Source organism: Tabrizicola sp. TH137, assembly GCF_002855575.1.
Lineage (GTDB): Bacteria > Pseudomonadota > Alphaproteobacteria > Rhodobacterales > Rhodobacteraceae > Paragemmobacter.
This window is the reverse complement of sequence record NZ_PKRQ01000001.1, coordinates 686,204-711,532: the sequence shown is the minus strand read 5'-3', so window position 1 is coordinate 711,532 and position 25,329 is coordinate 686,204. Positions and strand designations below refer to the sequence as shown.

Below are 25,329 nucleotides of genomic sequence, written 5' to 3'. Positions count from 1 at the left end.
TACATATGGGTGCATGAACGCACCCGCCCCCAAGATATCCGGCCCATCGGGCCGCCCGGTGATCCGCCAACTTGATGAGTCGGCGGTCAACCGGATTGCGGCGGGCGAGGTGGTCGAACGCCCCGCCTCTGCGGTGAAGGAACTGGTGGAAAACGCGCTGGATGCCGGGGCCAGCCGCATTTCCGTCGATGTGGCCGATGGCGGCAAGACCTTGATCCGCGTTACCGATGACGGCTGTGGCATGACGGCGGATGACCTGCCGCTGGCCCTGTCGCGCCATGCCACGTCCAAGATCGACGGGTCCGATCTTCTGAACATCCACAGCTTCGGTTTTCGCGGCGAGGCGCTGCCCAGCCTTGGCGCGGTCGGTCGCCTGACCATCACCTCCCGCGTGGCGGGGGGCGAGGCGGCGGCGATCACCGTTGCGGGCGGGCGCATGGGCGCGGTGAAACCCGCCGCCCTGACGCGCGGCACGGTGGTAGAGCTGCGCGACCTCTTCTTCGCTACCCCGGCGCGACTGAAATTCCTCCGCTCCGACCGGGCCGAATTGCAGGCCATCGCCGAGGTGGTGAAGCGCCTTGCCATGGCCGAACCGACCGTCGGCTTCACCCTGCGCGATGTGACGGGCGGGGGCGAGGGGCGCACCCTCTTTCGCGCCGATCCATCGGGGGGTGATTTCTTCGACGCGCTGCATGCCCGCCTTGCCGCCGTGCTGGGGGTGGACTTCGTGGAGAACGCGCTGAAGATCGACGTCGAACGCGACGGGATGCGGCTTTCGGGCTATGCCGCCCTTCCCACCTATTCGCGCGGGTCTGCGGTGGCCCAATTCGTTTTCGTCAATGGCCGCCCCGTGCTGGACCGCCTGCTTCTGGGCGCGCTGCGGGTGGCCTATTTCGATTTCCTCAGCCGCGACCGCCACCCGGCGGCGGTGCTGACCCTGACCTGCGATCCGGAACGGGTCGATGTGAACGTCCACCCCGCCAAGGCCGAGGTGCGCTTTCGCGAGCCCGAGGCGGCGCGTTCCCTCATCATCACCGGGCTGCGCACCGCCCTTTCCGGGGCAGGCCACCGCGCCAGCAGCACGGTCGGCGACGCCACACTCGCCGCCTTCCGCCCGGAACCGGCCCCTGCGCGAATCTACCAGATGGACCGCCCGTCGCAGCCCAGCCTGTCGCGCGCCTTCGCCTTTCAGGCCCCGCTTGCCAGCCCCGGCTTTGCCGAGGCTCCCGCCGCCCGCGCCGAGATCGCGCCGCCGGAACCCGAGGCAACCCATCGCCCCCTCGGCGCGGCCCGCGCGCAGGTGCATGAGAATTACATCATCGCCCAGACCGAAACCGGCATGGTCATCGTCGATCAGCATGCCGCGCATGAGCGGCTGGTCTATGAACGCCTGAAACGCCAGATGGCCGAGAACGGCATCGCCGCGCAGGCCCTGCTGATCCCCGAGATTGTGGAGCTTTCGCCCACCGACGCGACCCGCATCCTTGACCATGCCGAGGCACTCGCCCGCCTCGGTCTTGTCATCGAAGCCTTCGGCGGCGGTGCGGTGGCGGTGCGGGAAACCCCTGCCATCCTTGGCCCCATCAATGCCGCCGCGCTGATCCGCGACATTCTTGATGAACTGGCCGATCAGGGCGACAGCCTGCTGATGCAGGCCCGGATCGAGGCCGTGCTGTCCCGCATGGCCTGCCATGGTTCCGTCCGCTCCGGCCGCCAGATGCGGCCCGAAGAGATGAACGCCCTGCTGCGCGAGATGGAGGCGACGCCCCATTCCGGCCAGTGCAACCATGGCCGCCCCACCTATGTGGAACTGAAACTCGCCGATATCGAAAGGCTCTTCGGTCGCCGATGATCACGATTGCCGGAACGGAATACGCCTGGAACGACCCGCCGATCCTGATCGCAGGCGGCATCGCGCTGGCGCTGGTGCTTGTCCTGCTTCTCACCCTGCGCGCGGCGGCCTCCTCGGCCCGGATGGCGGGGCCGATGCTGCGGCAGATGGAATGGATGACGAACCGCGTGCAATCCCTGTCCGAAGGGCAAGAACGGCTGGCGGGCGGCCTGCATCACGTGTCCGAGGCGGCGGCGGTCAGCCAATCCTCCATGCTGAAACTGATGGAACAGCGCCTTGCCGATGTCCAGCGCCAGATGACCGAGGCGCTGCACGGCACCTCTACCCGCACGGCGCGATCCTTGGGCGAATTGCAGCAGCGGCTGGAGACCATCGACCGGGCGCAGGCCAATATCGAAAAACTTTCGGGCAATGTCCTGTCGCTTCAGGACATCCTGTCGAACAAGCAGACGCGCGGCGCCTTTGGCGAGATTCAGCTGAACGACATCGTCCTCAAGGCCCTGCCGTCGGATGCCTTCACCATGCAGGCCACGCTGTCGAACGGCCGCCGCGCCGATTGCCTGATCCACCTGCCCAATCCGCCCGGCCCCATCGTCATCGACGCCAAATTCCCGCTTGAGGCCTATGAGGCGCTCCGCCGCGCCGAAAACGCGGCCCAACTGGCCGAGGCGCAAAGAAACCTGCGCACCGCCGTCCGCACCCATATCCGCGCGATTTCCGAGAAATACATCCTCGAAGGCGAAACCGCCGATGGCGCGCTGATGTTCCTGCCCTCCGAGGCAGTCTATGCCGAGTTGCATGCAAACTTCCCCGATGTGGTGCGCGAAGGCTTTGCCGCCAAGGTCTGGATCGTGTCGCCCACCACCTGCATGGCCACGCTGAACACCATGCGCGCCGTGCTGAAAGACGCGCGGATGCGCGAACAGGCAGGGGCCATCCGCAAGGAACTGGCGCTGCTCTATGCCGATGTGGAACGGCTGGGCACGCGGGTCGAAAACCTGGATCGCCATTTCGGGCAGGCGCAGCGCGATGTGGAGGAAATCAAGATCTCCACCGAAAAGGCCACCAAACGCGCCCGCCGCCTCGACAATTTCGATTTCGAGGAACTGGGCACCCCCGGCGCCCCCCTGATCGGCCCGCAGGCCGCCGAATGAGGCATCTGTCACCCGCCGATTACACCCGCCAGCCGTGGAAGAACGGCAAGGGCGTGACGGTGGAACTGGCGCGGGCCGAGGCGGATGGGGCGCTGCTCTGGCGGCTGTCGATGGCGACGGTCGCCGAAGACGGGCCGTTTTCGCTGTTCCCCGGCATCGAGCGGAACCTGACCGTGATCTCCGGTCCCGGCTTTCGGCTGACAGGCGAAGGCATCGCGCTCGACTGCCGCCCGCTGGTCCCCGTCGCCTTTCCCGGCGATGTGGCCGTGGCCGCCACCGGCACGGCGGCCGGTCCTTCCGAGGATTTCAACGTGATGACGGCCCGCCCCCTGCCGCGCCCCGATGTGGCGATCCTGCATGGCGGCGCGATCCCCGCAGGGGACGGCCTTGTCGCTGTCCTTGCCCTCGCACCGCTGCGGGTGGCAGGGCGTGCCATGGGGCGGCATGATCTGCTGCTGGGGGCGGGCCTGTCCGGCCCGGTCGCGGGCGGTCCGGCCGTCGTGGTGCGGATTCAGGGCCTTCCGGCCTGACCCATCCCGCAGAGGCGCAGGAATTCGATCCGCGATCCCCGGATGCGGTAGATCAGCACGAAGGGAATGATCGGCAGCGCCAGCGCCCGCAATCCTTGGGGCGAGGGCAGGGGAATCCCCGCTTCCGGATTGTCGGCAAGGCGGTTCAGCGCCTCGGACAGATGCTTCTGCCCGTGACGCAGGCCGGGGGGCAGGGTGCGGCGATAATGATCGCGCAGCGCAGCCAGATCGTTGCGGGCCGAGATCAGGAAGCGCTGCTCCATCCCGCGGCCTATCCGGCCGCCACGGGCGGTTCCGGCGGCGGCAGTTCCCCCTCCGTGAACCACGATCCTACCCATTCGACGATCAGATCGGCGTCGATCATCGCATCCTCGTCCGCTTCGGCGATCCGTTCCCCCAGAAGCGAAACCTCACCCCTGCCGAGATCGGCCAGCATGGTCTGGGACATATGCAGCATGACAACACCCACCCTGCGCGAGAGGCGCATGTGTAAACCTAGCGCAACAGTCGATTCTTCTAAAGTGTCAATCTGCGCTACATGATTATTCCGCGCAGACGCGCAACAGCCTCAGATCCGCAGGAAGGGCTGTGCCAGGCGCGGGATGATCGCATTGAATTTCAGCGGCGCATCGGTCGCGGCCAGGCAGATGCAGACCTCGCCCTCTTCCGCCACCGGGGTATGCTGCATCGCCTCATCCGCGATCTCGATATCGCCGGGACCGAAACGGTCCGTCTCGTCGCGGAAGGCGCCTTGCAGGACCAGCGTCAGTTCCAGCCCGCGATGCCCGTGATCCGGCACCGCCTGCCCGCCCGGAATGTACAGAAGCCGGGCCGAGGCATCCTTGCCCGTCGGCAGAATCGCCTGTTTCACGCCCATGCCCAGATTGCGCCATTTCACCTTGCCGATCCCGCCGCCGACATAATCGGCCAGCGGCGCGGGCAGGATACCCGCGCGTTTCAGCGGGCGGCGGGCAGTGGCCTGCGACAGGCCGCTGATTCGGTCCATGCACAGGGCGAGGCTGTCTTCCGACATCGCCGCCACATCCTCGGTTTCCAGCATCGCGCCGCCCACCGCCTCGAAGGAGGCCAGCCGTGCGCGGCATTCGTCGCACAGGGAAACATGGGTAGCCACGACCAGATTGAAGGCTTCCGGCAGTTCTCCTGCCGCATAGGCCATCAGAAGCGGGTCGGTAAGGTGGTGCCTGATGCTCATCCGTCTCTTCGCCTTCAACTCATCTGCTGGCGCAATCGCTCCAGCGCCAATCGTATGCGTGACTTGATCGTTCCGAGTGGTAGCCCCGTCTCTGCGGCAATCTCGCTATGCGAGAGATCGCCGTAGAAGGCCCGTTCGATCAAGGCGCGCTGCTTCTCGGGCAGTTGGGCCAGCGCGGCGCCCAACCGTTCAGTATCCTGCTGCGCCTCAAGGACTTCGGCCTGATCGGGTTCAGGCTCCGGCCCCCAGGGCAGTTCTTCCGGTTCGGGCCGCCGCGCCTTGCGAAGCGCGTCGATCCGGCGGTTGCGTGCGATGGTGAAGACCCAGGTCGCCACCGAAGCCCGCGACGGATCAAAGAGATGTGCCTTCTGCCACAGCGTCGCCATGACATCCTGCGCACATTCCTCGGCCAGTGTTGCATCGGCGCCCGACTTCATCAGGAAGGCCTTCACCCTTGGGGCAAAGTGCCGGAACAGCGCTGCAAACGCTGCCCTGTCCTGATGGTCGCGCACCCGAAGCACCAGGGCGGCCCAATCCGTTTCAACCTGATCCGCCTGCACGGCAGAGCCTTCCTTCCGGCGACTAACCTTCTGATCCTTCGCAGCATATTGCTGCGAGGAGAAAGGCGCATCCGTTTTTTCGGCCTGTCGAGCCTCGAACATCATGGGTTTGTTACGCCGCATGCTGTCCGCTGGATCACAGTCGGTGAAATGTTTCGCCGGAATCTGATGTCAAGTTCCAACTGTCCAAAAAAAGTTACACGTTGATCCAATCGCTTCCGGCCTCCGTAAAAGCAACAAAGACCCTAAGGAGTATTCCCTTCCATGCCGTTCGAGACACTTGGTTCCGTCCCCCGCCGCATCGCCGTCATCGGGGGGGGCATTTCCGGCATGGCTGCGGCCCATCTTCTGGCAGACGAGAATTCCGTCGTCCTGTTCGAGGCGGAAACGCGCCTCGGCGGCCATGCCCGCACGGTGATCGCGGGCAAGCGCGGGGATCAGCCGGTCGATACCGGCTTCATCGTCTTCAACAAGGTGAACTACCCCAACCTTCTGGGTCTGTTCGATAAACTCGACGTGCCCTATATCGAAAGCAGCATGAGCTTTGGCGCCTCGCTGGATGGTGGCCGCGTGGAATACGGCCTCGCCTCCATCGACACGATCTTTGCCCAGCGCAAGAACCTCGTCTCGCCGCGCTTCCTCGGGATGCTGACGGATATCCTGCGCTTCAACAAACATGCGCCGCAGGTCGTCCGCCCCGATATGACGATCCGTGACCTGCTGGAAACGCTCGGCACCGGCGACTGGTTCCGCGATTATTACATCACGCCCTTCTCCGGCGCGATCTGGTCCACGCCCACCATGGGCATCCTCGATTTCCCGGCCCATGCGCTCGTGCGGTTCTTCGAAAACCATGCCCTGATGGGCTATGAAGGGCAGCACCAGTGGTACACGGTCCAGGGCGGCTCCATCGAATATGTCCGCCGCTTGCAGGCCTCGCTCACCACGCGGGGGGTGGATATCCGCCTCGGCGCGGCGGTCGCGGGGGTGCAGCGCGAAGCGGGCGGCGTCCTCATCCGGCCCTATGGCGGCGAATGGGAGATGTTCGACGACGTGGTCTTTGCCACCCATTCCGACATCACCCTCTCCCTTCTCGCCGATGCCAGCCCGGCGGAACGCGCGGCCCTGTCGGCGGTGCGCTATCAGCCCAACCAGGCGATCCTGCACCGCGACCCTTCGGTCATGCCGAAGAACCGCAAATGCTGGGCCTCCTGGGCCTATGTGGAACCGAAGGGGGGCAGCCGGGGCAAGATCGACCTGACCTATTGGATGAACTCGCTCCAGCCCATCCCGCAGGATGACCCGATCTTCGTGACGCTGAACTCCAACGGCGGCATCAACGAAAAGCTGATCGACGATGTCGTGACCTTCGATCATCCGGTCTATGATCTTGCCGCGCTGGAGGCGCAGTCGAAGATCCGCGCGATGAACGGCACGCTGAACACCTGGTTCGCCGGGGCCTGGATGCGGTCGGGCTTTCACGAGGACGGCTTCGCCTCCGCCGTGGACGTGGTGGAGGCGATGCGCTCCGGCGCAAGGGAAAGGCAGCTTGCGGCATGAGCGATGTCGAACTGATCCGGGGCGAAACGTTTCACGGCCGCAAGGGGGCGGTGGCGAACAGCTTTCGCTATACCGTGGACTACCTTCTTCTCGACCCCGAGGTCGCCCGCGGCCCGTCGCTCTTTTCGCGCAACCGGCGGAACCTGACGGCGATCCATGACGCCGATTTCGGCGGCGCGCCGGGCCGGGGCCGCGGCACCGCCTGGGTGCGCGAGGTTCTGGCCGCCCATGACCTGCCCGGATCGGACCGCATCCTTCTGCTGGGTCAGCCCCGCGTTCTGGGCCATGTCTTCAACCCGGTCAGCTTCTGGCTCTGCCACGATGCGGCCGGCGACCTGCGCACCGTCATCGCCGAAGTGTCCAACACCTATGGCGACCGGCATTCCTACCTGTGCTTCCGCGACGATCACGCCCCCATCACCCGGACCGACACGATCACCGCGCGGAAGATCTTCCACGTCTCGCCCTTCCAGCCGCTGGATGGCGGCTATGCCTTCCGCTTCGACCTCCGGCCCGACCGCATCGGCATCTGGATCGACTACACCTCGCAGGAGGGCGGGCTTTACACCAATCTCATCGGCCCCCGCGTCCCTCTGACCAATGCCGAGATCCTGCGCGCCGCCATCCGCCGCCCCTTCGGCAGCCGCCGCGTGCTGGCGCTGATCCACTGGCAGGCGCTGAAACTGGCGATCAAGGGCGTGAAGTTCCGCAACCGGCCCACGCCGCCGCCGCAGGAAGTCACCCGATGACTGCCGCCCTGCCTGCCATCGCGCCCCGGGCAGGGCTTGCCGGGTGGAGCCTCTTCGCCGCGCTGATCGCGATGGCGGGGCTGCCCATATATATCCATGCCCCGAAATTCTACGTGGACAGCTACGGCGTGTCCCTCGCCGCGCTGGGCGGCGTGCTGGCACTGCTGCGCCTGTTCGATGTGGTGCAGGACCCTGTGCTGGGCTGGCTGGCCGAAGTCGGGCGCGCCCGCCGCGGTTTCTGGGTCACGCTGGCAGCGGCGATCATGGCCCTGTCGATGGTCGGGCTCTTCGCCGTCACCCCACCCATCGCGCCGCTCCTGTGGTTCGCCATCACCCTGACGGGCCTTTTCTCCGCCTTTTCCTTCCTGACCATCGCCTTCTATGCCGAAGGCGTGGCCAAGGCGGCCTCGCTTGGCCCGCAGGGCCATCTGCGGCTGGCCGGCTGGCGTGAAGGCGGATCGCTGGCCGGGGTCTGCGTCGCCGCCGTCGCCCCCGTCGCGCTGGCCATGCTCACCGATGCGCCCTTCGCGGCCTTCGCCGCGCTTTTCGTCCTGCTGGCCTTGACGGCGACCTGGGCCATGCGCGGCCAATGGCAGGGCCAGGGGAGCGGGTTCGAAAACCCGCTTGCCGCCTTCCGCCCCGCCTTGGGTGACCCGCTGGCGCGCCGCCTGCTGCTGATCGCGCTGCTGAATGCCGCCCCCTCGGCCGTCACCTCCACCCTCTTCCTCTTCTTCGTGGAAAGCCGCCTCGCCGCCCCCGGCATGGAAGGCCCGCTTCTGCTGCTCTTCTTCCTCGCCGCCGCCCTGTCCACCCCCGTCTGGTCGCGCGCGGCACAGGCCTATGGGGCCAAGCGGGTGCTGCTGTCGGCCATGCTCCTCGGCATCGCCTCCTTCATCTGGGCGGCCACGCTGGGGGCGGGCGACGTGCTGGCCTTCGCCGTGATCTGCGCCGTCTCGGGCGCGGCACTGGGGGCCGATCTCGTGCTTCTGCCCGCCCTCTTTGCCCGCCGTCTGGGCCAGATCGGCCAGGGCGGCGAAGCGGCCGCCTTCGGCCTGTGGTCCTTCGTCTCGAAACTCTCGCTCGCCCTTGCCGCCGGAACGCTGCTTCCCGCGCTCCAGGCGGCGGGCTTCACCCCGGGGCAGGAAAACGCGCCTTCCGCGCTTTTCGCCCTATCTGTCCTTTACGCGCTGGTTCCCTGCGCACTCAAGGTGTTTGCCATCGCGCTTCTGGCCGCCACCAAGGTTCCGGAGGTTTGACATGACTCCCTTCTTCTCGCTTCTGCTCGGTGCACTCATCACCCTTGTCCTCGTCGCGATGAAATCGCGCTTCGTGGGCTTTCGCACGCAGCGCCCTGCCGATCTGGCGGATCGCGGCCCCCGCCTCGACCTGCGCACCCACCTGTCCGGCCCCATCCTTTGCGAAGGCGTGATCTACGGCCCCACCGGCCGCGTCGCCTCGCGTTTCGTGGCCGAGATGGAGGGGATCTGGGACGGAAACACAGGCGTCCTCAAGGAACGCTTCCGCTATGATTCCGGCCGGATGCAGGATCGTGAATGGCGGCTCTTCCTGTCTAATGACGGCACCATCCGGGCCGAGGCGGATGATGTCGTGGGTCCCGGCCAGGGCCGCGCCGAAGGGCCGGGCGTCCTGCTCAACTACCGGATCAAGCTGGATGAAGAGGCGGGCGGCCATGTCCTGAACGTGACCGACTGGATGTATCTGATGGAAAACGGCACGATCATGAACCGCAGCCAGTTCACCAAGTTCGGCATCACCGTCGCCGAACTGGTGGCCACCATGCGCCGGGTCCCGGCATGAGAGAGTTTCGCGGCAAACGCTATTGGCTGGTCGGGGCCTCCGAAGGGCTCGGCCTCGCCCTCGCCCAAAGGCTCAGCAGTGCAGGGGCGGAACTGATCCTCTCCGCCCGCTCCCCCGAAAAGCTGGCCGAGGCGGTGGCCCTTCTCCCCGGTCGCGCCACACCCGTCCCCTGCGACGTGGCCTCCACGGCCTCGGTCCGTGCGGCGGCGGAACAGGCGGGGCCACTCGATGGCGTGGTCTTCCTGGCCGGGGTCTATACCCCGATGAAGGCGCAGGACTGGGATGCCGACGCGGTCGAGGCGATGTGCAACATCAACCTCACCGGCTGCGCCCGCGTCATGGGGGCGGTGGTGCCGGGGATGGTGGAACGCCGCAGCGGCCATGTCGTCATCACCGGGTCACTGTCGGGCTTTCGCGGCCTGCCGGGGGCCATCGGCTATTGCGCCTCCAAGGCGGGGACGATGTCGCTGGCGGAATCGATGTATTGCGACCTGCGCGGCAGCGGGGTGGAGGTGCAGCTCTGCAATCCCGGCTTCATCAAGACGCGGCTGACCGACAAGAACGATTTCCGGATGCCGCAGATCATGGAACCGGGGCAGGCGGCGCAGATCATGTTCGAACACATGACGACGGACCGTTTTTCCAACAGCTTCCCGGTCCCCTTCGCCTGGGTGTTCCGGCTGTCGCAATTCCTGCCGGACTGGGCCTATTACCGCCTCTTCGCGCCGAAATAGGGGCCAAATTTCTTCGAAGAAATTTGCAAAATCCTTCGAAGGATTTTGGTCGTCACAGCCCCAGCCGCACCATGAAGAACCCGTCCATCCCCCCCGCCTCGGCCCAGTGATCGGGCCGCAGGCGCAGCCCGCCGCCCGCCGTCCACCATGCCTCTTCCACCCCCGGCAGCGCCACCCGCTCCACCCGCAACCCGGGATGCCGCGCCAGCGCGGCGGCCAATTGCCCCTCGCCCTCTTCCGGCAGGATCGAGCAGGTGCAGAACACCACCCGCCCGCCCGGCCTGACCATCCCCAGCGCCCGGTCCAGAAGCCGCGCCTGCAAGTCCACCAGCTCTGCCACCTCCGACCCATCCTTGACGAAGGGCAGGTCGGGATGCCGCCGGATCGTCCCCGTGGCCGAACAGGGCGCATCCAGCAGAACGGCGTCAAACCTTTCGGCGGGCTGCCAGTCCAGCGCATCGGCCACGACAAGCTCCGCGTCCAAACTACAGCGCGCAAGGTTCTCGCGCACCCGCCCCATCCGCGCCTCGGAAACGTCCAACGCCGTCACCCGCGCGCCTGCCGCCGCAAGCTGCAACGTCTTGCCCCCCGGCGCGGCGCAAAGGTCCAGCACCCGCTCTCCCGCCTTCGGCTCCAGCAGCCGCACGGCCAGCGCCGCCGCCGCGTCCTGCACCCACCAGCCGCCCGCCGCATAGCCTGCCAGCGCCGAAACCTGCCCCTTCTCCTCCAGCCGCAGCGACCCGGTCGGAAGGATCATGCCCTCCGGCGCCTCTGCCCCGTCGCGCAGCGTCAGGTCCAACGGCGGCACGCCCGCCTGCACCGCCTCCATCGCCGCCACCGCCTCGCGCCCATAGGCATGCACCAGGGGTTGCCGCAGCCAGCGCGGCATGCGCTGCGGGGGAAGCCCGGCAAAGGGCGCATCCGGCACCTTGCGCAGCACGGCATTCACCAGCCCGGCCAGATGCCCCGTCCGCTTGCCGCGCCGCACGATCTCTACCGCCGCGTTCACCGCGCCATGGGCCGCCGCCCCTTGCGCGATCTCCACCACCGCCAGCCGCAGCGCATCGCGCACCATGCGCGGCGGCGCTTTGCGCAGATGCGGCTCCAGCACCTTGTCCGCAGGCTCCAGATGCCGCAGCACCGCCAGCGCCAGCCGCTGCGCCCGCGCCCGGTCGCCCGGCGGCAGGCCGGCCAAAGGCCCCTGCGGATCGGCCAGAACCTGCGCCATCAGCCGCCCTTCGCCCAGCACCGCGCCCAGCAGACCCACCGCCGCCGCCCGTGCCGCCAACCCCTCTGCCGCCATGCCGCGCCCCTTGTTCCCCTCGACTGCGGGCGTATATCAACGGGCAGCGACAAGGAACCCTTCCCATGACCGACACGCCGCATCGCCCCGACCTGCCGCCCGAAGCGCTCCGCGCCCTGGCCGAGGCAGAGGAACGCCGCAAGCAGGCCAAGGCGCAGACGCTGCCGCCCGAACTCGGCGGGCGCGACGGGCCGGAACCGGTGCGTTACGGCGATTGGGAGAAGAAGGGTCTGGCGATCGACTTCTGAAGGCCGGCGCGCTGCGCCTCAGCGCAGCTTGAACGACGCGGAGTCGCCTTCGCCCTTGTCCACGGTAAAGCGAATCTCTTCGCCCCCCCGCGCCTCGACAAGCTGGCAATTCTTCGGGATCGGATAGCCGGACCAATCCATCTCGCGGCAGAAATAGCCGTCCTGCCATTCCCAGGTGCCCGTCACGTCCCAGCCAAGGGCGCGGCCCTTGATTTCGCCATCCTCTTCGACCTGCAACGAGATGCCGAACATCCCCAGCCGCAATTCCTTGCCGGAGACGGTTTCAACGAATTCCGACTTGTCGCTGATGCGCGAAAAACTTTCTGCCGCGGCGGGCAGGGCGGCAAGCGACAGGAGGGCAGCAGGAAGGACAGCGTGCAACATGGCGAAAGCTCCGATGGAAGCCAAGGTCATACGGCAGGGACTCTGTTCCGGATGAATACCGCATCCTAAATAACGGTCAATGTCACGCTGACGTGAAGGTGTCGGGCGCGTTAAAGCCCCAGCACATCCATCATGTCATATTGCCCCGGCTTTTGCCCCTGCCCCCACAGCGCCGCGCGCAGCGCGCCGCGGGCAAAGATCGCGCGGTCGGTCGCCACATGGCGCAGGATGACCCGCTCGCCATCCGCGGCAAAGATCACGTCATGCTCGCCCACGATATCCCCGCCCCGCACGGCGGCAAAGCCGATATGGCCCCTCTGCCGCGCGCCGGTGATCCCGTGCCGCCCGCTGTCCATCGCGGCCTCCAGATCGACGCCCCGCCCCTCGGCCGCCGCCCGGCCCAGCATCAGCGCCGTGCCCGAGGGCGCATCCACCTTCATCCGGTGATGCGCCTCAACAATCTCCACATCCCAATCCTCGTCCAGCGCCGCCGCGATCTTCTGCGTCAGCCGCACCAGAAGGTTGACCCCAAGGCTCATGTTCCCCGCCCGCACCACCACCGCATGACGCGCCGCCGCCTCGATCTTCGCCAGATGCGCCGCCTCCAGCCCCGTCGTGCCGATCACATGCACCGCCCGCGCCTGCGCCGCCAGCGCCGCGAACTCCACCGTCGCGGCGGGCGCGGTGAAGTCGATCACCGCCTGCGCCCGCGCAAAGGCCTCCAGCGGGTCATCCGTCACCGCCACGCCCAGCGGCCCGCCCCCCAGGGCGACCCCGATATCCTGCCCGATCCAGCCATGCCCCGCGCGTTCCACACAGCCCACCAGCCGCGCCTTGTCTGACGCCGCGATGGTGCGCACCAGCATCTGCCCCATGCGCCCCGAGGCGCCCGTCACCACGATTCCCGGCAGATCGGCCATGTCATCCTCCACGCTTTCCGCCCCTTTAGCCGCAAGCGCCCCCCCGCGAAAGCCCGCCGTTGCGGGCGCGGACCAAAGGGCCTATGTGGGGCGCATGTCGAACAAGCGCTTCTCCTCGGGCAACGGCCCCTCGCAACGCCAGCTTCGCGTCGGCGAACTCATCCGCCGCACGCTGTCGGATGTGCTGAACCGCGCCGAAATCCACGACCCCGAGCTTAACCGCATGTCCATCACGGTGGGCGAGGTGTCCTGTTCCCCCGACCTCAAGGTCGCCACGGTCTATGTCATGCCCCTGATGGGCTCCGTCCCGGTGGAAGATGCCATCGCGGCCCTTGCCCGCAACAAGGCCGAGTTGCGCCGCCGCGTCAGCGCCGAGATGACGCTGAAATACGCCCCCGACCTGCGCTTCCGGCCCGATGAGACCTTTGACAGGCTGGATGAGACCCGCCGCCTCTTCTCCGACGAAAAGGTGAAGCGTGACCTTGCTGCGCCGGACGAGGAAATTGACCCGTAGGGTGCGTGCTCGCACGCACCGCCCCCGGCGATGGTGCGTGCCAAGCACGCACCCTACCGGTCGTGAAAGAAGTCGTGGATCGTCTGCGCCATCGCCTCGCTGATCCCGTCCACCGCCATAAGGTCGGCGATCCCGGCCCGTGACACGGCCTTCGCACTGCCGAAATGTGCCAGCAGCGCGCGCTTGCGCGCCGCGCCCACCCCCGGCACATCGTCCAGCGGTGTCGCGCTCACCGCCTTGGCCCGCTTCGCCCGATGCGCGCCATTGGCCCAGCGATGCGCCTCGTCCCTCAACCGCTGCACGAAATACAGCACCGGGTCATTCCGTTGCAGCGCGAAGGGCGGCTCGCCGGGGCGGTGGAATTCCTCCTTCCCGGCATCCCGGTCGATCCCTTTGGCCACGCCGATATAGGGGATATCCTCCACCCCCAGCTCCGCCAGGATCTCGCCCACCGCCGAAACCTGTCCCGCGCCGCCGTCGATCAGCAGCAGGTCCGGCCAGGCCTCCGTCTTCCGCTCCGGGTCTTCCTTCAACAGCCGCTCGAAACGCCGGGTCAGCACTTCCTTCATCATGCCGAAATCGTCGCCCGCCTTGCCCGCCGCGCCCTTGATGTTGAACTTGCGATACTGCGCCTTGTTGAACCCGTCCGGCCCCGCAACGATCATGCCGCCAACCGCATCCGCCCCCTGGATATGCGCGTTGTCATAGACCTCGATCCGCCGCGGCGGCGCATCAAGGTCGAAGGCCTCCGCCAGCCCGATCAGCAGCTTGGACTGCGCCGCCCCCTCGGCCATCTGGCGGGCGAGCGACTCCTTGGCGTTCCGCGCCGCATTCTCCACCAGCTCCGCCTTCTCGCCCCGCTGCGGCACGGCGATCTCCACCTTCCGCCCCGCCCGTTCCGTCAGGGCCGCCGTCACAAGGTCCTCGTTCTCCACAGGATGCGACAGCAGGATCAGGCGCGGCGGGTCCTTGTCGTCATAGAACTGGGTGACAAAGGCCTCCAGGATCTCGCTCTCCTCCGCGCCCGATCCGGTGCGGGGATAGAAGTCCCGGTTGCCCCAGCTCTGGTTCGCGCGGATGAAAAAGACCTGCACGCAGGCCTGCCCCCCTTCCAGATGCAGCGCGATCACATCCGCCTCGGCCACCCCGCGCGGATTGATGCCCTGCGCCGATTGCACCTGGGTCAGGGCGCGGATGCGGTCGCGCAGCGCCGCCGCGCGTTCGAACTCCATCGCCTCGGAAGCCTCGGCCATCTGGCTGGCCAATTGCGCCTGCACCTCGGTCGATTTTCCCTCCAGGAACCGTTCGGCATCCGACACCTGCGCCGCATATTGCTCGGCCGTCACCCGGCCCACGCAGGGGGCGGAACAGCGCTTGATCTGGAACAGAAGGCAGGGCCGCGTGCGGCTTTCGAACATCGCATCCGAACAGTTCCGCAAGAGGAACACCTTCTGCAACTGGTTCAGCGTCCGGTTCACCGCCCCCGCACTGGCGAATGGGCCGAAATAGCTGCCCTTCTCGCTCCGCTTGCCGCGATGCTTCTTGATCTGGGGGAAGGCATGGTCCTTCCCGATCAGGATGTTCGGAAAGGATTTGTCGTCCCGCAGCAGCACGTTGTAGCGCGGCTTCAACTGCTTGATGAGGTTCTGCTCCAGAAGCAGCGCCTCCATCTCCGTCCGCGTCGTCAGGAACATCATCGACGCGGTTTCCGAAATCATCCGCGCGATGCGCCCCGAATGGCCCGAGGGGCGCGCATAGTTCGACACCCGCGCCTTCAGGTTCCGCGCCTTGCCGACATAGAGCACTTCGGATTTCGCGTTCAGCATCCGATAGACGCCGGGCGAGGAATCGAGCGTCCGCAGACAGGACTGGATCACCTCGTGACCTGTCGCCACGGGCACCGTCCCGCCCTCTTCTGCCCCGTTCTGCACGCCGTCGGTCAAAGCCCTTACACCTTTATTTCCAATTCATCGATTCCCCGTCTTGGCTGCAACGCTCCAGCCCGAAGGGCAAGAGGGAAGCTTTCCACGGTTTATGTGGATAACTCTGCGGGAAAGTTTTTGGCAGCACGGATTTTCCCTTGTTTTTTTGTGCTTTGCTTGTGTTGCCTAAACTTTAGGCGCTTTTATAAGCTATTGAAAACAAAAGAAAGATTTTCATGATTATGGCAAATCCCTGAAAAACTTAGGGATTTTGTAACGTCTAGGTAACCATACACTCAGAAGTGGACAACTTTGTCTCAACCGCTGGTCGAAGGGCTGTAAACCTTACTCAACACCTAAGACGTCAGGCGTCTGCCATGCCAGATGCTGGCCGCCATCCACCGCGATCATCTGGCCCGTCACGGCCGGTGCGTCCAGGAAGAATCCCAGCGCCGCGCAGATGTCGGCGGGGTGTGCGCCGCGTTGCAGAACCGTCGCCGCGCGCTGGCGGGCAAAGGCCTCCGCCGTCTGCCGCCCGCCCTGCAAGGTCGGCCCCGGCCCGATGGCATTCACCCGCACCCGCGGCGCCAGCCCCTGCGCCGCCGTCTGCGTCAGCGCCCAGAGGCCCGCCTTGGCGATGGTGTAGCTGGCGAATTCCGGTGTCAGCTTCCAGACCCGCTGATCCACCATGTTGACGATCAGCCCCCTCGCCACCGGTTCCCCGCCCGCGTCGATCTCCGGCGCCTGCACCTGCGCCGCGAAGGCCTGCGTCAGCACGAAAGGCGCCCGCAGATTGGATTCGATATGCCGGTCCCAACTCGCCCGCGTGGCCGAGGCGAAATCGTCATGCTCGAAGATCGAGGCATTGTTGACCAGCACCGTCAGCGGCCCGCCCAGCGCTTCTGCCGCGCGGGGAACCAGCGCCTGCACCTCATCCTCCACCAGCACATCGGCGGCCAGGGCCACGGCCCGCCGCCCCATCGCGGCGATCTCCGCCACCACGGCTTCGGCCTCGTCCTTGCTGCCGGCATAATGCACGGCCAGATCGAACCCCCGGCCCGCCAGATACAGCGCCATCGCGCGCCCCAAACGACGCCCGGCCCCCGTCACCAATGCCCGCATGTCAGCCCTTCCCGCAGTCGCATCCGCCCTTGCCGATGAGATAGCGCCCGCAGGCCCGGCAGCGAGAGGGTTTCGCCCGCGAAACCCGCCCCTTCACCGACCGCGAAATCGCGCCGGGAAAAAGCCATTTCCCGATCAACCCGATAAGGGCCATGCCGCCAAGAAACAAGATGAAGACCTTCAGCAGCACGCGGTCACAGCCCGAACCGCGCCCAAAGCGCGCGTTCCTCGACGCCCTGCAACACCCCGTCGGTCGCCGCCATCCCCAGCCGCTGCAACAGCCCGCGCTTCTGGCCATAGGGGATCAGCCGCACCTTCTCGCCATAGATCTCCATCAGCTTGGGCCGCAGATGCGCCACCCCATCCACAAGGCCCAGGGGCACCGCCTCCGCCCCCACCCAGACATCGGCGTTGAACAGATCCGCCGACAGGTCCAGCCGCGCGCCGCGCCGCGCCTTCACATGCTCGATGAAGGCCGCATGGATCGGCTCCTGCAACCGCTTCAACCGCTCCACATCCTCGGCCTTCTGCGGCAGGAACGGGTCGGCAAAGCTCTTCGACTTGCCCGCCGTAACCACCCGCCGCTCGATCCCTTGCCGCGCCATCAGTTCGGGGAACCCGAAGGAGGCAAAGATCACCCCGATCGACCCTACGATCGACGAGGCATCCACCCAGATGTCATCCGCCGCACAGGCCAGCCAATAGCCGCCCGACGCCGCCACATCCTCCACAAAGGCGTGGACCGGGACCTTCTTCTCCTCCGCCAGCCGCCGCACCCGCGCCGCGATCAGCGACGACTGCACCGCCGACCCGCCGGGCGAGTTGATGACAAGGGCCACCGCCGCGGGCTTGCCCCGTGCAAAGGCCCGCTCGATCAGCGGCGCGATGGTCTGGTCGTTCAGGCCGCGCGACCCCACGCCAATCGCGCCTTGCAGGCGGATGACGGGAACCACGGCCGGTTTCGGCAGGAAGGGGATGAAACGTCTCATGCCCCACAGCTAAGCGCCGCAGGCCTTGCGGACAAGGGAGGAATGACGGCAGGCTCGTCACATGATCGACAAGCTGGAAATGTTCATCGCCCTCGCCAACGAACGCCATTTCGGCCGCGCGGCCGAGGTCTGCGGGGTCACCCAGCCCACCCTCTCCTCCGCCATCCGGCAGCTCGAAGATCAACTCGGCGTCCAGCTCGTCTTTCGCGGCAGCCGCTTTCAGGGCCTGACGCCGGAAGGCCAGCGCGTGCTGGACTGGGGCCGCCGCATCGTGGGCGACATGCGCGCCCTGAAGGACGAGATGCGCACCGTCCGCGCGGGCCTGTCCGGCAACCTGCGCATCGGCGTCATCCCGACCGCCCTGCCCATGGTGGCAGGCCTGACCGCCCCCTTCACCGCCAAACACCCCAATGTCCGCGTCGCCATCCTGTCGCGCACCAGCGCCGAGATCCTGACCGGCATCGAATCCCTCGATCTGGATGCCGGGATCACCTATCTCGACAACGAACCGCTGGGGCGGGTGGCGCAGGTGCCGCTCTACGCCGAATTCTACCGCTATCTCTGCGCCCCCGGCACGCCGCTGGCCGACCGTGATCAGGTGTCGTGGTCCGAAGTGTCGGAACAACCGCTCTGCCTGCTGACGGGCGACATGCAGAACCGCCGCATCGTCAACCAGCATCTGGCCGAGGCCGGTGCCGCCGTCGTCCCGCAGATCGAATCGAATTCCACCATCGCGCTGACCAGCCATGTGCTGACCGGACGCTGGGCCTCTGTCGTGCCACGGCAACTCGCGCAAATGTTCACGGCGGGGGGGCAGCTTCGCTCCATCCCCATCGTCGCGCCCGAGGTGGAACATCTCGTCGGCCTGATCACCGCCCGCCGCGACCCCCTCACCCCCGTCCTCGCGGCCCTGATCGCCGAGGCGGAACGTTTCGCCAAATCCGTCACTCCGTAGGGTGCGTGCTCGCACGCACCGCCCCACCGCAAGGTGCGTGCCAAGCACGCACCCTACGGCTTTAATAGACCGCATCTATCAAACAACGGGAACTCTATATTGATTTCCCTATCGCTTGGTATATCCCGGTATACAGCTACCAAGGAAGGCCGCCGATGTCGCAGACCAGCACCGAAATCGCCGCGCGTGTGGGGGAAATCCTCGACGCGCATGAGGGGATGGAGGGTTCGCTCCTGCCGATCCTCCACGCCATCCAGGCCGCCTATGGCTATGTCCCCCGCGACGCTCTGCCGATCATCGCCAAGCGGCTGAACCTGACGCGGGCCGAAGTGCATGGCGTCATGTCCTTCTACCACGACTTCCGCGAAGATCCGGCGGGCAGGCATGTCCTCAAGCTCTGCCGCGCCGAGGCCTGTCAGGCGATGGGCGGCGACCGGGTGGCGCAACATGCCCAGAACCGCCTTGGCATCGAATGGCACGAAACCACCAAGGACGGGCGCATCACGCTGGAACCGGTCTTCTGCCTTGGCCTCTGCGCCTGCGCCCCCGCCGCGCTGGTGGATGGCAAGGTGGTGGGCCGCGTGGACGAAGCCCGCCTTGATGCGATCATCGAAGGGGTGCGCTGATGAAGATCTATGTGCCCCGCGACGCCGCCGCCCGTGGCCTTGGCGCCGATGACGTCGCCGCCGCGATTCTGGCCGAGGCTGCCAAGCGCGGCATCCCCGTCGAACTCGTCCGCAACGGTTCGCGCGGCATGGTCTGGCTGGAACCGCTGGTAGAGGTTGCCACAGATGCAGGCCGCCTTGCCTTTGGTCCCATGACCCCTGCCGATGCCCCTGCGCTCTTCGGCGACCTTGCCCAGCATCCCAAGGCACTCGGCCTGACCGAGGCGCTGCCCTGGATGGCGAAACAGACCCGCCTCACCTTCGCCCGCGTGGGGGTCATCGACCCCCTCTCGCTGGCGGACTACGAAAAGCATGGCGGCCTTGCAGGCCTGCGCCGCGCCCTCACCATGGACAGCGCCGCCATCGTGGCCGAGGTCACCGAATCCGGCCTGCGCGGCCGTGGCGGCGCGGGCTTCCCCACCGGCATCAAGTGGAAGACGGTGGCCGAGGCGAAGGCCGACCGGAAATACATCGTCTGCAATGCCGACGAAGGCGATAGCGGCACCTTCGCCGACCGGATGCTGATGGAAGGCGACCCCTTCACCCTGATCGAAGGCATGGCCATCGCAGGCATCGGCACCGGCGCGACCAAGGGCTTCGTCTATCTCCGCTCCGAATACCCCGACGCGATCGAGGTGATGACCGCCGCCGTCGAAATCGCCCGGCAATCAGGTCTCCTCGGCCCCTCCGTCCTCGGTTCTGGCAAGGCCTTCGACATGGAGATCCGCACCGGCGCGGGCGCCTATGTCTGCGGCGAGGAAACCTCGCTGCTGAACAGCCTTGAAGGCAAGCGCGGCATCGTCCGCGCCAAGCCGCCGCTGCCCGCGCTGCAAGGCTTCATGGGCAAGCCGACGGTGGTGAACAACGTCATCTCGCTGGCCACCATCCCGGTGATCTTTGAAAAGGGCGCGGCCTTCTACAAGGATTTCGGCCTCGGCCGGTCGCGCGGGACGATCCCGCTGCAAATCGCGGGCAACGTCAAACATGGCGGCCTTTTCGAAGTGGCCTTCGGCCTGACGCTGGGCGAGATCGTGGACGAAATCGGCGGCGGCACCGCCACCGGACGCCCGGTCAAGGCCGTGCAGGTCGGCGGACCGCTCGGCGCCTATTTCCCCCGCAGCCTCTTCGACACGCCCTTTGGCTATGAGGAATTCGGCGCGAAGGAAGGTCTGATCGGCCATGCCGGCCTCGTCGTCTTCGACGACTCTGCCGACATGCTGAAACAGGCCCGCTTCGCGATGGAATTCTGCGCCATCGAAAGCTGCGGCAAATGCACCCCCTGCCGCATCGGCGCGGTGCGCGGTGTGGAAACCGTGGACCGCATCGCCAAGGGCGACACGGGCGCGATCCCGCTGCTGACTGACCTGTGCAACACCATGAAATCCGGCTCGCTCTGCGCGCTGGGCGGCTTCACCCCTTATCCGGTGATGTCCGCGCTCACCCACTTCCCCGACGACTTCACCCCCGCGATGAAAGAGGCGGCGGAATGACCGAAAAGGTGCAGGGACCCGCCTCCTACTTCCCCTCCATCGAGGCGAAATACGGCCAGCCGATGCAGCACTGGTTCGACCAGATCGCCACGATGCTGGACCGCCCGCATATGCAGATCGTTTCCTTCCTCAAGGAAACCCACGCGATGGGCCACGGCCATGCCAATGCCATCGTCGCCCACCAGCTTGCCCAGAAGAAGAAGGGTGCCTGAGATGAAAGACTTCATCATCCCCGACCGCGATTTCGGCACACCCGCCGCGAAATCCAAGGCCATGGTGACCCTGACCATCGACGGCTTCGACGTCACGGTCCCCGAAGGCACCTCCATCATGCGCGCCGCCGCCGAACTCGGGATCTCCGTCCCGAAACTCTGCGCGACCGACTCGCTTGACGCCTTCGGCTCCTGCCGTCTCTGCCTCGTGGAAATCGAAGGCCGCAACGGCACCCCCGCCTCCTGCACCACGCCCGTCGCGCCGGGGATCAAGGTCCACACCCAGAACGCCAAGCTGAAACAGCTCCGCCGTGGCGTGATGGAGCTTTACATCTCCGACCACCCGCTCGACTGCCTGACCTGCGCCGCCAATGGCGATTGCGAATTGCAGGACATGGCCGGGGCCGTCGGCCTGCGCGACGTCCGCTATGAAAAGGGCGAAAACCATTTCGAGGTTCGCAACACGTCGGGCGAAAAGAACCCCAACTGGCTGCCCAAGGACGAATCCAACCCCTACTTCGCCTATGACCCGGCGAAATGCATCGTCTGCTCCCGCTGCGTCCGCGCCTGTGAGGAAATCCAGGGCACCTTCGCCCTGACGATCGAAGGCCGCGGCTTCGACAGCCGCGTCTCCTTCGGCGCCAAGACCGACACGGCGCTCACCTCCGACTGCGTCTCCTGCGGGGCCTGCGTGCAGGCCTGCCCGACCGGCACGCTGCAAGAGAAATCCGTCATCGACATCGGCACCCCCGACCGGTCCGTCATCACCACCTGCGCCTATTGCGGCGTCGGCTGCTCCTTCAAGGCGGAAATGCGCGGCGACGAACTGGTCCGCATGACCCCCTACAAGCACGGCAAGGCCAATCGCGGCCATTCCTGCGTCAAGGGCCGCTTCGCCTATGGCTATGCCTCCCACAAGGACCGCATCCTGTCGCCCATGATCCGCGACTCGATCAACGACCCGTGGAAAGAAGTCTCCTGGCCCGAGGCGATGGAATTCGCCTCGAACCGCATGAAGGGCATCATCGCGAAACACGGGCGGCAGTCGGTCGGCGTCATCACCTCGTCGCGCTGCACGAATGAAGAGGCCTATCTCGTCCAGAAACTGACCCGCGCGGTGTTCCAGAACAACAACACCGACACTTGCGCCCGCGTCTGCCATTCGCCCACCGGCTATGGTCTGGGCCAGACCTTCGGCACCTCGGCCGGCACGCAGGATTTCGACTCCGTCGAACAGACCGATGTCGTCATCCTGATCGGCGCGAACCCGACCGACGGCCATCCCGTCTTCGCCTCCCGCCTGAAGAAACGGCTGCGTCAGGGCGCCAAGCTCATCGTGATCGACCCGCGCCGCATCGACCTTGTCGATACCGCCCATATCAAGGCCGCCCATCACCTGCCCCTGACCCCGGGCACCAACGTCGCCGTGGTCACGGCCATCGCCCATGTCATCGTCACCGAAGGCCTGTTCGATGAGGCTTTCATCCGTGACCGCTGCGACTGGGATGAATTCCAGGACTATGCCGAATTCGTCTCCGACCCCCGCCATTCGCCCGAAGCGACGCAATTCCTGACGGGCGTGAAGGCCGATGAACTCCGCGCCGCGGCCCGGCTCTATGCCAAGGGCGGCAATGGGGCGATTTATTACGGCCTCGGCGTGACGGAACATTCCCAAGGCTCCACCACCGTCATCGGCATCGCCAACCTTGCCATGCTGACCGGCAATATCGGCCGTCCCGGCGTGGGCGTAAACCCGCTGCGCGGGCAGAACAACGTGCAAGGCTCCTGCGACATGGGCAGCTTCCCGCATGAACTGCCCGGCTACAGGCATGTGAAGAACGATCAGGTCCGTGAAGTCTTTGAATCCCTCTGGGGTGTGAAGATCGACAATGAACCCGGCCTGCGCATCCCCAACATGCTGGATGCGGCGGTGGAAGGCACCTTCAAGGGCCTTTACTGCCAGGGCGAAGACATCCTGCAATCCGACCCCGACACGAAACACGTGGCGGCGGGCCTTGCGGCGATGGATTGCGTCATCGTCCACGACCTCTTCCTCAATGAGACCGCAAACTACGCCCATGTCTTCTTCCCCGGCTCCTCCTTCCTGGAAAAGGACGGGACCTTCACCAATGCCGAACGCCGCATCAACCGCGTGCGCAAGGTGATGGCCCCCCGTCAGGGCTATGCCGATTGGGAAGTGACGCAGCTTTTCGCACAGGCGATGGGCGCCGACTGGCACTATACCCACCCGTCCCAGATCATGGACGAAATCGCCATGCTGACCCCCTCCTTCGCGGGCGTCAGCTATGAGCGGCTGGAGGAACTGGGGTCGGTGCAATGGCCCTGCAACGAAAAGGCCCCCGAAGGCACGCCGCTGATGCATATCGACGGCTTCGTGCGCGGCAAGGGCAAGTTCATCGTCACCGAATATGTGGCGACGGATGAAAAGACCGGCCCGCGCTTCCCGCTGCTGCTCACCACGGGGCGCATTCTCTCGCAATACAACGTTGGCGCGCAGACGCGGCGGACGGAAAATGTCGTCTGGCATGCCGAAGACGTTCTTGAAATCCACCCCCACGACGCCGAACTGCGCGGCGTGCGCGATGGGCAATTCGTGAAACTCTCCTCGCGCTCTGGCGAAACCTCGCTGCGGGCCAAGATCACGGATCGCGTCTCGCCCGGTGTGGTCTACACGACCTTCCACCACCCGACGACCCAGGCCAATGTCATCACCACCGACTTCTCGGACTGGGCGACCAACTGCCCGGAATACAAGGTGACGGCGGTGCAGGTCAGCCCGTCCAACGGGCCGACCGAATGGCAAGAGGAATACGCCGCACAGGCCGAAGCCTCGCGCCGCATCCTGGCGGCCGAGTGATGGAGACCGCCCGCCGCCTTCCCCGCCTGAGCTTTGGTTCGGGCGGCATCGAGCAGGGGTCGCGCCCCCTGCCCGAAGAGGTGGCGGTCGCGCTCTCCTTCAACGGGTCCACGCAGGCGGTGATGATGGCCACCCCTGCCGACCTGACCGATTTCGCCTATGGCTTCGCCCTGACCGAAGGCATCGCCACACCCGACCAGATTGATAGCGTTGATATCGTTCCTGCGGGCGAAGGGGTCGATGTGCAGGTCTGGCTGAAGGAGGATGCCGAAAAGCGCCTCGCCGCCCGCCGCCGCACGATGGCGGGGCCGGTGGGCTGCGGCCTCTGCGGGATCGACTCGATCGAACAGGCGATGCGGCCCGTGGCGCAGATCGCGCCCTCGGCCTTTCGCCTGTCTCCGGCACAGGTGATGCGGGCGGTGGCTTCGCTGACGGATCGGCAACCGCTGCATGACTATACCCGCGCCGCCCATTGCGCCGCCTTCTGGACGGCGGATGGCATGGTCGCGGCGCGCGAGGATGTGGGGCGGCACAACGCGCTCGACAAGCTGGCAGGCCATGTGATCCGGGCGGGCTATGGCGCGGGCGCGGTGGTTCTGACCAGCCGCGTTTCCATCGACATGGTGCAGAAGGTCTGCGCCCTGGGCGCGCCGATCCTGATCGCCGTTTCCGCCCCCACCGCCCATGCCGTGGACCTTGCCGAAGAGGCGGGTCTGACGCTGATCGCCCTCGCCCGGTCGGACCGGTTCGAGGTCTTCACCCATTCCGACAGATTGACGGAGACTGCCCATGTCCGCTGATGCGCATGAAAAGCTGATCTACATGGCCAACCAGATTTCGAAATTCTTCGAATCGAAGCCCGAGGCCGAAGGCGTGGCCGGCATCGCCGCCCATATCAACGATTTCTGGGAACCCCGGATGCGGCGGCACTTCTTCGAGGTGGTGGATGCAGGCGGCGCCGGTCTGCGCCCGCTGGTGCTGGCGGCATCGGCAAAGATCAAGCGCCCGGTCCCCGAAACCGCGTGAACCCATCGGCGCGGCTGCGCCGCATTCCTTTCCTGTCGCCTCCGCGCTGACGCGCTGCGGCTCCGCGTTCAGGGGACGTTCCGTCCCCTCTGTCCGCGCGTGCCGCGCGGCCATTCACCCCTTGAGAGTATTTCCCGCCAAGATGAAGGGGGCGTTAAGGTTAATGCGTTGCGACCGTGCGCCGCGTGGCCACAGTTTGCTGCACAGTTCGCGGCACAGGATACGGCACGGCCGTTTTCGCCGGTTCGAACGGATTAACGCGTGATTTCAGCCGTTTGTCGCTGTGTCGCGCGACAGCCGGATATAGGTGAACATACCGGTAAGAAACCCGGCAAAGGCCAGAAAACCGGCGGTCACCATCTGGGTCTGGTCCTTGATCTCGGCGGAAAGCGCAAGATAGCCGAAGGCCCAGAAACCCGACCAAGAAATCACGCAAATCAAGGCGATAAGCTTGTTCATCCCAGTCTTCCCTCCTCCCAAAGGGGGGGCCGAATGGGGTGAGTCATCGGCCCGTCTGCGACAGGGTAACGC

The 25,329-nt window shown here is 66.2% G+C and carries 28 protein-coding genes; 17 read left to right on the top strand and 11 right to left on the bottom strand.

The genetic code is table 11. The annotated features are described in order from the left end of the window. The first annotated feature begins 13 nt into the window (after positions 1-13). From mutL to C0V75_RS03565, 3 genes are read left to right on the top strand one after another with little or no spacing between them, the layout of a single operon-like run. Entirely contained in the window at positions 14-1,852 is a 1,839-nt protein-coding gene (gene mutL / locus C0V75_RS03575) for a DNA mismatch repair endonuclease MutL (RefSeq protein ID WP_101919501.1), read from the top strand. After that, a complete protein-coding gene (locus C0V75_RS03570; protein WP_101919500.1) occupies positions 1,849-3,006 on the top strand; it encodes a DNA recombination protein RmuC in 1,158 nt (385 codons plus the stop codon). Before mutL ends, C0V75_RS03570 begins: the two co-directional genes overlap by 4 nt. Beyond that, on the top strand, positions 3,003-3,536 hold the full coding sequence (locus C0V75_RS03565) for a HutD family protein (protein ID WP_101919499.1): 534 nt from the start codon (positions 3,003-3,005) through the stop codon (positions 3,534-3,536). The genes C0V75_RS03570 and C0V75_RS03565 overlap by 4 nt, the downstream gene beginning before the upstream one ends. Here C0V75_RS03565 and C0V75_RS03560 read toward each other — a convergent pair. The 4 genes from C0V75_RS03560 to C0V75_RS03545 all read right to left on the bottom strand — a co-directional run bounded on the left by C0V75_RS03560 (position 3,518) and on the right by C0V75_RS03545 (position 5,414). Further along, positions 3,518-3,799, bottom strand: coding sequence for a type II toxin-antitoxin system RelE/ParE family toxin (locus tag C0V75_RS03560; protein ID WP_158241764.1), 282 nt, complete (start codon positions 3,797-3,799; stop codon positions 3,518-3,520). The genes C0V75_RS03565 and C0V75_RS03560 overlap by 19 nt on opposite strands. An 8-nt stretch (positions 3,800-3,807) precedes the next feature. Further along, entirely contained in the window at positions 3,808-3,993 is a 186-nt protein-coding gene (locus C0V75_RS03555; RefSeq protein ID WP_101919497.1) for a hypothetical protein, read from the bottom strand. 111 nt (positions 3,994-4,104) lie between these two features. Further along, a complete protein-coding gene (locus tag C0V75_RS03550) occupies positions 4,105-4,749 on the bottom strand; it encodes a ChrR family anti-sigma-E factor (protein WP_101919496.1) in 645 nt (214 codons plus the stop codon). Between the two features lie 14 nt (positions 4,750-4,763). Further along, a complete protein-coding gene (locus C0V75_RS03545; RefSeq protein WP_371410657.1) occupies positions 4,764-5,414 on the bottom strand; it encodes a sigma-70 family RNA polymerase sigma factor in 651 nt (216 codons plus the stop codon). A gap of 159 nt (positions 5,415-5,573) precedes the next feature. On the opposite strand from C0V75_RS03545, the gene C0V75_RS03540 reads away from it, so the two are divergent. From C0V75_RS03540 to C0V75_RS03520, 5 genes are read left to right on the top strand one after another with little or no spacing between them, the layout of a single operon-like run. Beyond that, a complete protein-coding gene (locus C0V75_RS03540; RefSeq protein ID WP_101919495.1) occupies positions 5,574-6,869 on the top strand; it encodes an NAD(P)/FAD-dependent oxidoreductase in 1,296 nt (431 codons plus the stop codon). After that, complete coding sequence (locus tag C0V75_RS03535; RefSeq protein ID WP_101919494.1) at positions 6,866-7,618, top strand: DUF1365 domain-containing protein; 753 nt, start codon at positions 6,866-6,868, stop codon at positions 7,616-7,618. Before C0V75_RS03540 ends, C0V75_RS03535 begins: the two co-directional genes overlap by 4 nt. Continuing rightward, positions 7,615-8,874 (top strand): MFS transporter, encoded by a 1,260-nt coding sequence (locus tag C0V75_RS03530; protein WP_101919493.1) that lies wholly within the window; start codon positions 7,615-7,617, stop codon positions 8,872-8,874. The genes C0V75_RS03535 and C0V75_RS03530 overlap by 4 nt, the downstream gene beginning before the upstream one ends. 1 nt (position 8,875) lies before the next feature. Beyond that, positions 8,876-9,436 carry a DUF3833 domain-containing protein gene (locus tag C0V75_RS03525; protein WP_101919492.1) on the top strand — a complete coding sequence of 187 codons (561 nt, stop codon included), beginning with the start codon at positions 8,876-8,878 and terminating at the stop codon, positions 9,434-9,436. Continuing rightward, positions 9,433-10,170: an SDR family oxidoreductase gene (locus tag C0V75_RS03520; protein ID WP_101919491.1), complete on the top strand. Its 738-nt coding sequence runs from the start codon at positions 9,433-9,435 to the stop codon at positions 10,168-10,170. The genes C0V75_RS03525 and C0V75_RS03520 overlap by 4 nt, the downstream gene beginning before the upstream one ends. 52 nt (positions 10,171-10,222) lie before the next feature. Here the strand turns inward: C0V75_RS03520 and C0V75_RS03515 are convergent, their stop codons facing one another. Beyond that, complete coding sequence (locus tag C0V75_RS03515) at positions 10,223-11,473, bottom strand: RsmB/NOP family class I SAM-dependent RNA methyltransferase (protein WP_101919490.1); 1,251 nt, start codon at positions 11,471-11,473, stop codon at positions 10,223-10,225. A 65-nt stretch (positions 11,474-11,538) separates the two neighbouring features. Here C0V75_RS03515 and C0V75_RS03510 point away from each other — a divergent pair, with 65 nt between their 5' ends. Next, on the top strand, positions 11,539-11,721 hold the full coding sequence (locus C0V75_RS03510; protein WP_101919489.1) for a DUF1674 domain-containing protein: 183 nt from the start codon (positions 11,539-11,541) through the stop codon (positions 11,719-11,721). A gap of 18 nt (positions 11,722-11,739) precedes the next feature. On the opposite strand, the gene C0V75_RS03505 is transcribed toward C0V75_RS03510, so the two are convergent. Further along, entirely contained in the window at positions 11,740-12,105 is a 366-nt protein-coding gene (locus C0V75_RS03505) for a dihydrodipicolinate reductase (RefSeq protein WP_101919892.1), read from the bottom strand. 110 nt (positions 12,106-12,215) lie between these two features. Beyond that, positions 12,216-13,025 (bottom strand): 4-hydroxy-tetrahydrodipicolinate reductase, encoded by an 810-nt coding sequence (gene dapB / locus C0V75_RS03500; RefSeq protein ID WP_101919488.1) that lies wholly within the window; start codon positions 13,023-13,025, stop codon positions 12,216-12,218. A 94-nt stretch (positions 13,026-13,119) separates the two neighbouring features. Here dapB and rbfA point away from each other — a divergent pair, with 94 nt between their 5' ends. Continuing rightward, complete coding sequence (rbfA, locus tag C0V75_RS03495) at positions 13,120-13,539, top strand: 30S ribosome-binding factor RbfA (RefSeq protein ID WP_101919487.1); 420 nt, start codon at positions 13,120-13,122, stop codon at positions 13,537-13,539. Between the two features lie 53 nt (positions 13,540-13,592). Here rbfA and uvrC read toward each other — a convergent pair whose 3' ends face one another. From uvrC to C0V75_RS03475, 3 genes are all read right to left on the bottom strand, one after another. After that, complete coding sequence (uvrC, locus tag C0V75_RS03490; RefSeq protein ID WP_101919891.1) at positions 13,593-15,470, bottom strand: excinuclease ABC subunit UvrC; 1,878 nt, start codon at positions 15,468-15,470, stop codon at positions 13,593-13,595. Between the two features lie 336 nt (positions 15,471-15,806). Further along, positions 15,807-16,625 carry an SDR family oxidoreductase gene (locus C0V75_RS03485; RefSeq protein WP_371410664.1) on the bottom strand — a complete coding sequence of 273 codons (819 nt, stop codon included), beginning with the start codon at positions 16,623-16,625 and terminating at the stop codon, positions 15,807-15,809. Between the two features lie 152 nt (positions 16,626-16,777). Then, the gene (locus C0V75_RS03475) at positions 16,778-17,572 is read right to left on the bottom strand and encodes a S49 family peptidase (RefSeq protein WP_101919484.1); all 795 of its coding nucleotides are present in this window, start codon (positions 17,570-17,572) and stop codon (positions 16,778-16,780) included. Between the two features lie 61 nt (positions 17,573-17,633). Between C0V75_RS03475 and C0V75_RS03470 the strand changes: the two genes are divergently transcribed. The 7 genes from C0V75_RS03470 (at position 17,634) to C0V75_RS03440 (ending at position 24,798) form a co-directional block, all read left to right on the top strand. Then, positions 17,634-18,527 (top strand): LysR family transcriptional regulator, encoded by an 894-nt coding sequence (locus C0V75_RS03470; RefSeq protein ID WP_101919483.1) that lies wholly within the window; start codon positions 17,634-17,636, stop codon positions 18,525-18,527. A 155-nt stretch (positions 18,528-18,682) separates the two neighbouring features. Further along, complete coding sequence (locus C0V75_RS03465; protein ID WP_101919482.1) at positions 18,683-19,153, top strand: formate dehydrogenase subunit gamma; 471 nt, start codon at positions 18,683-18,685, stop codon at positions 19,151-19,153. After that, positions 19,153-20,682, top strand: coding sequence for an NADH-quinone oxidoreductase subunit NuoF (locus C0V75_RS03460; RefSeq protein WP_101919481.1), 1,530 nt, complete (start codon positions 19,153-19,155; stop codon positions 20,680-20,682). The genes C0V75_RS03465 and C0V75_RS03460 overlap by 1 nt, the downstream gene beginning before the upstream one ends. After that, entirely contained in the window at positions 20,679-20,894 is a 216-nt protein-coding gene (locus C0V75_RS03455) for a DUF4287 domain-containing protein (RefSeq protein WP_101919480.1), read from the top strand. The genes C0V75_RS03460 and C0V75_RS03455 overlap by 4 nt, the downstream gene beginning before the upstream one ends. 1 nt (position 20,895) lies before the next feature. Continuing rightward, positions 20,896-23,772: a formate dehydrogenase subunit alpha gene (gene fdhF / locus C0V75_RS03450; RefSeq protein ID WP_101919479.1), complete on the top strand. Its 2,877-nt coding sequence runs from the start codon at positions 20,896-20,898 to the stop codon at positions 23,770-23,772. Further along, on the top strand, positions 23,769-24,572 hold the full coding sequence (fdhD, locus tag C0V75_RS03445; protein WP_371410655.1) for a formate dehydrogenase accessory sulfurtransferase FdhD: 804 nt from the start codon (positions 23,769-23,771) through the stop codon (positions 24,570-24,572). The genes fdhF and fdhD overlap by 4 nt, the downstream gene beginning before the upstream one ends. Then, positions 24,562-24,798: a formate dehydrogenase subunit delta gene (locus tag C0V75_RS03440; protein WP_101919477.1), complete on the top strand. Its 237-nt coding sequence runs from the start codon at positions 24,562-24,564 to the stop codon at positions 24,796-24,798. Before fdhD ends, C0V75_RS03440 begins: the two co-directional genes overlap by 11 nt. 267 nt (positions 24,799-25,065) lie before the next feature. On the opposite strand, the gene C0V75_RS03435 is transcribed toward C0V75_RS03440, so the two are convergent. Continuing rightward, entirely contained in the window at positions 25,066-25,257 is a 192-nt protein-coding gene (locus tag C0V75_RS03435) for a hypothetical protein (protein ID WP_101919476.1), read from the bottom strand. Positions 25,258-25,329 lie beyond the last annotated feature (72 nt).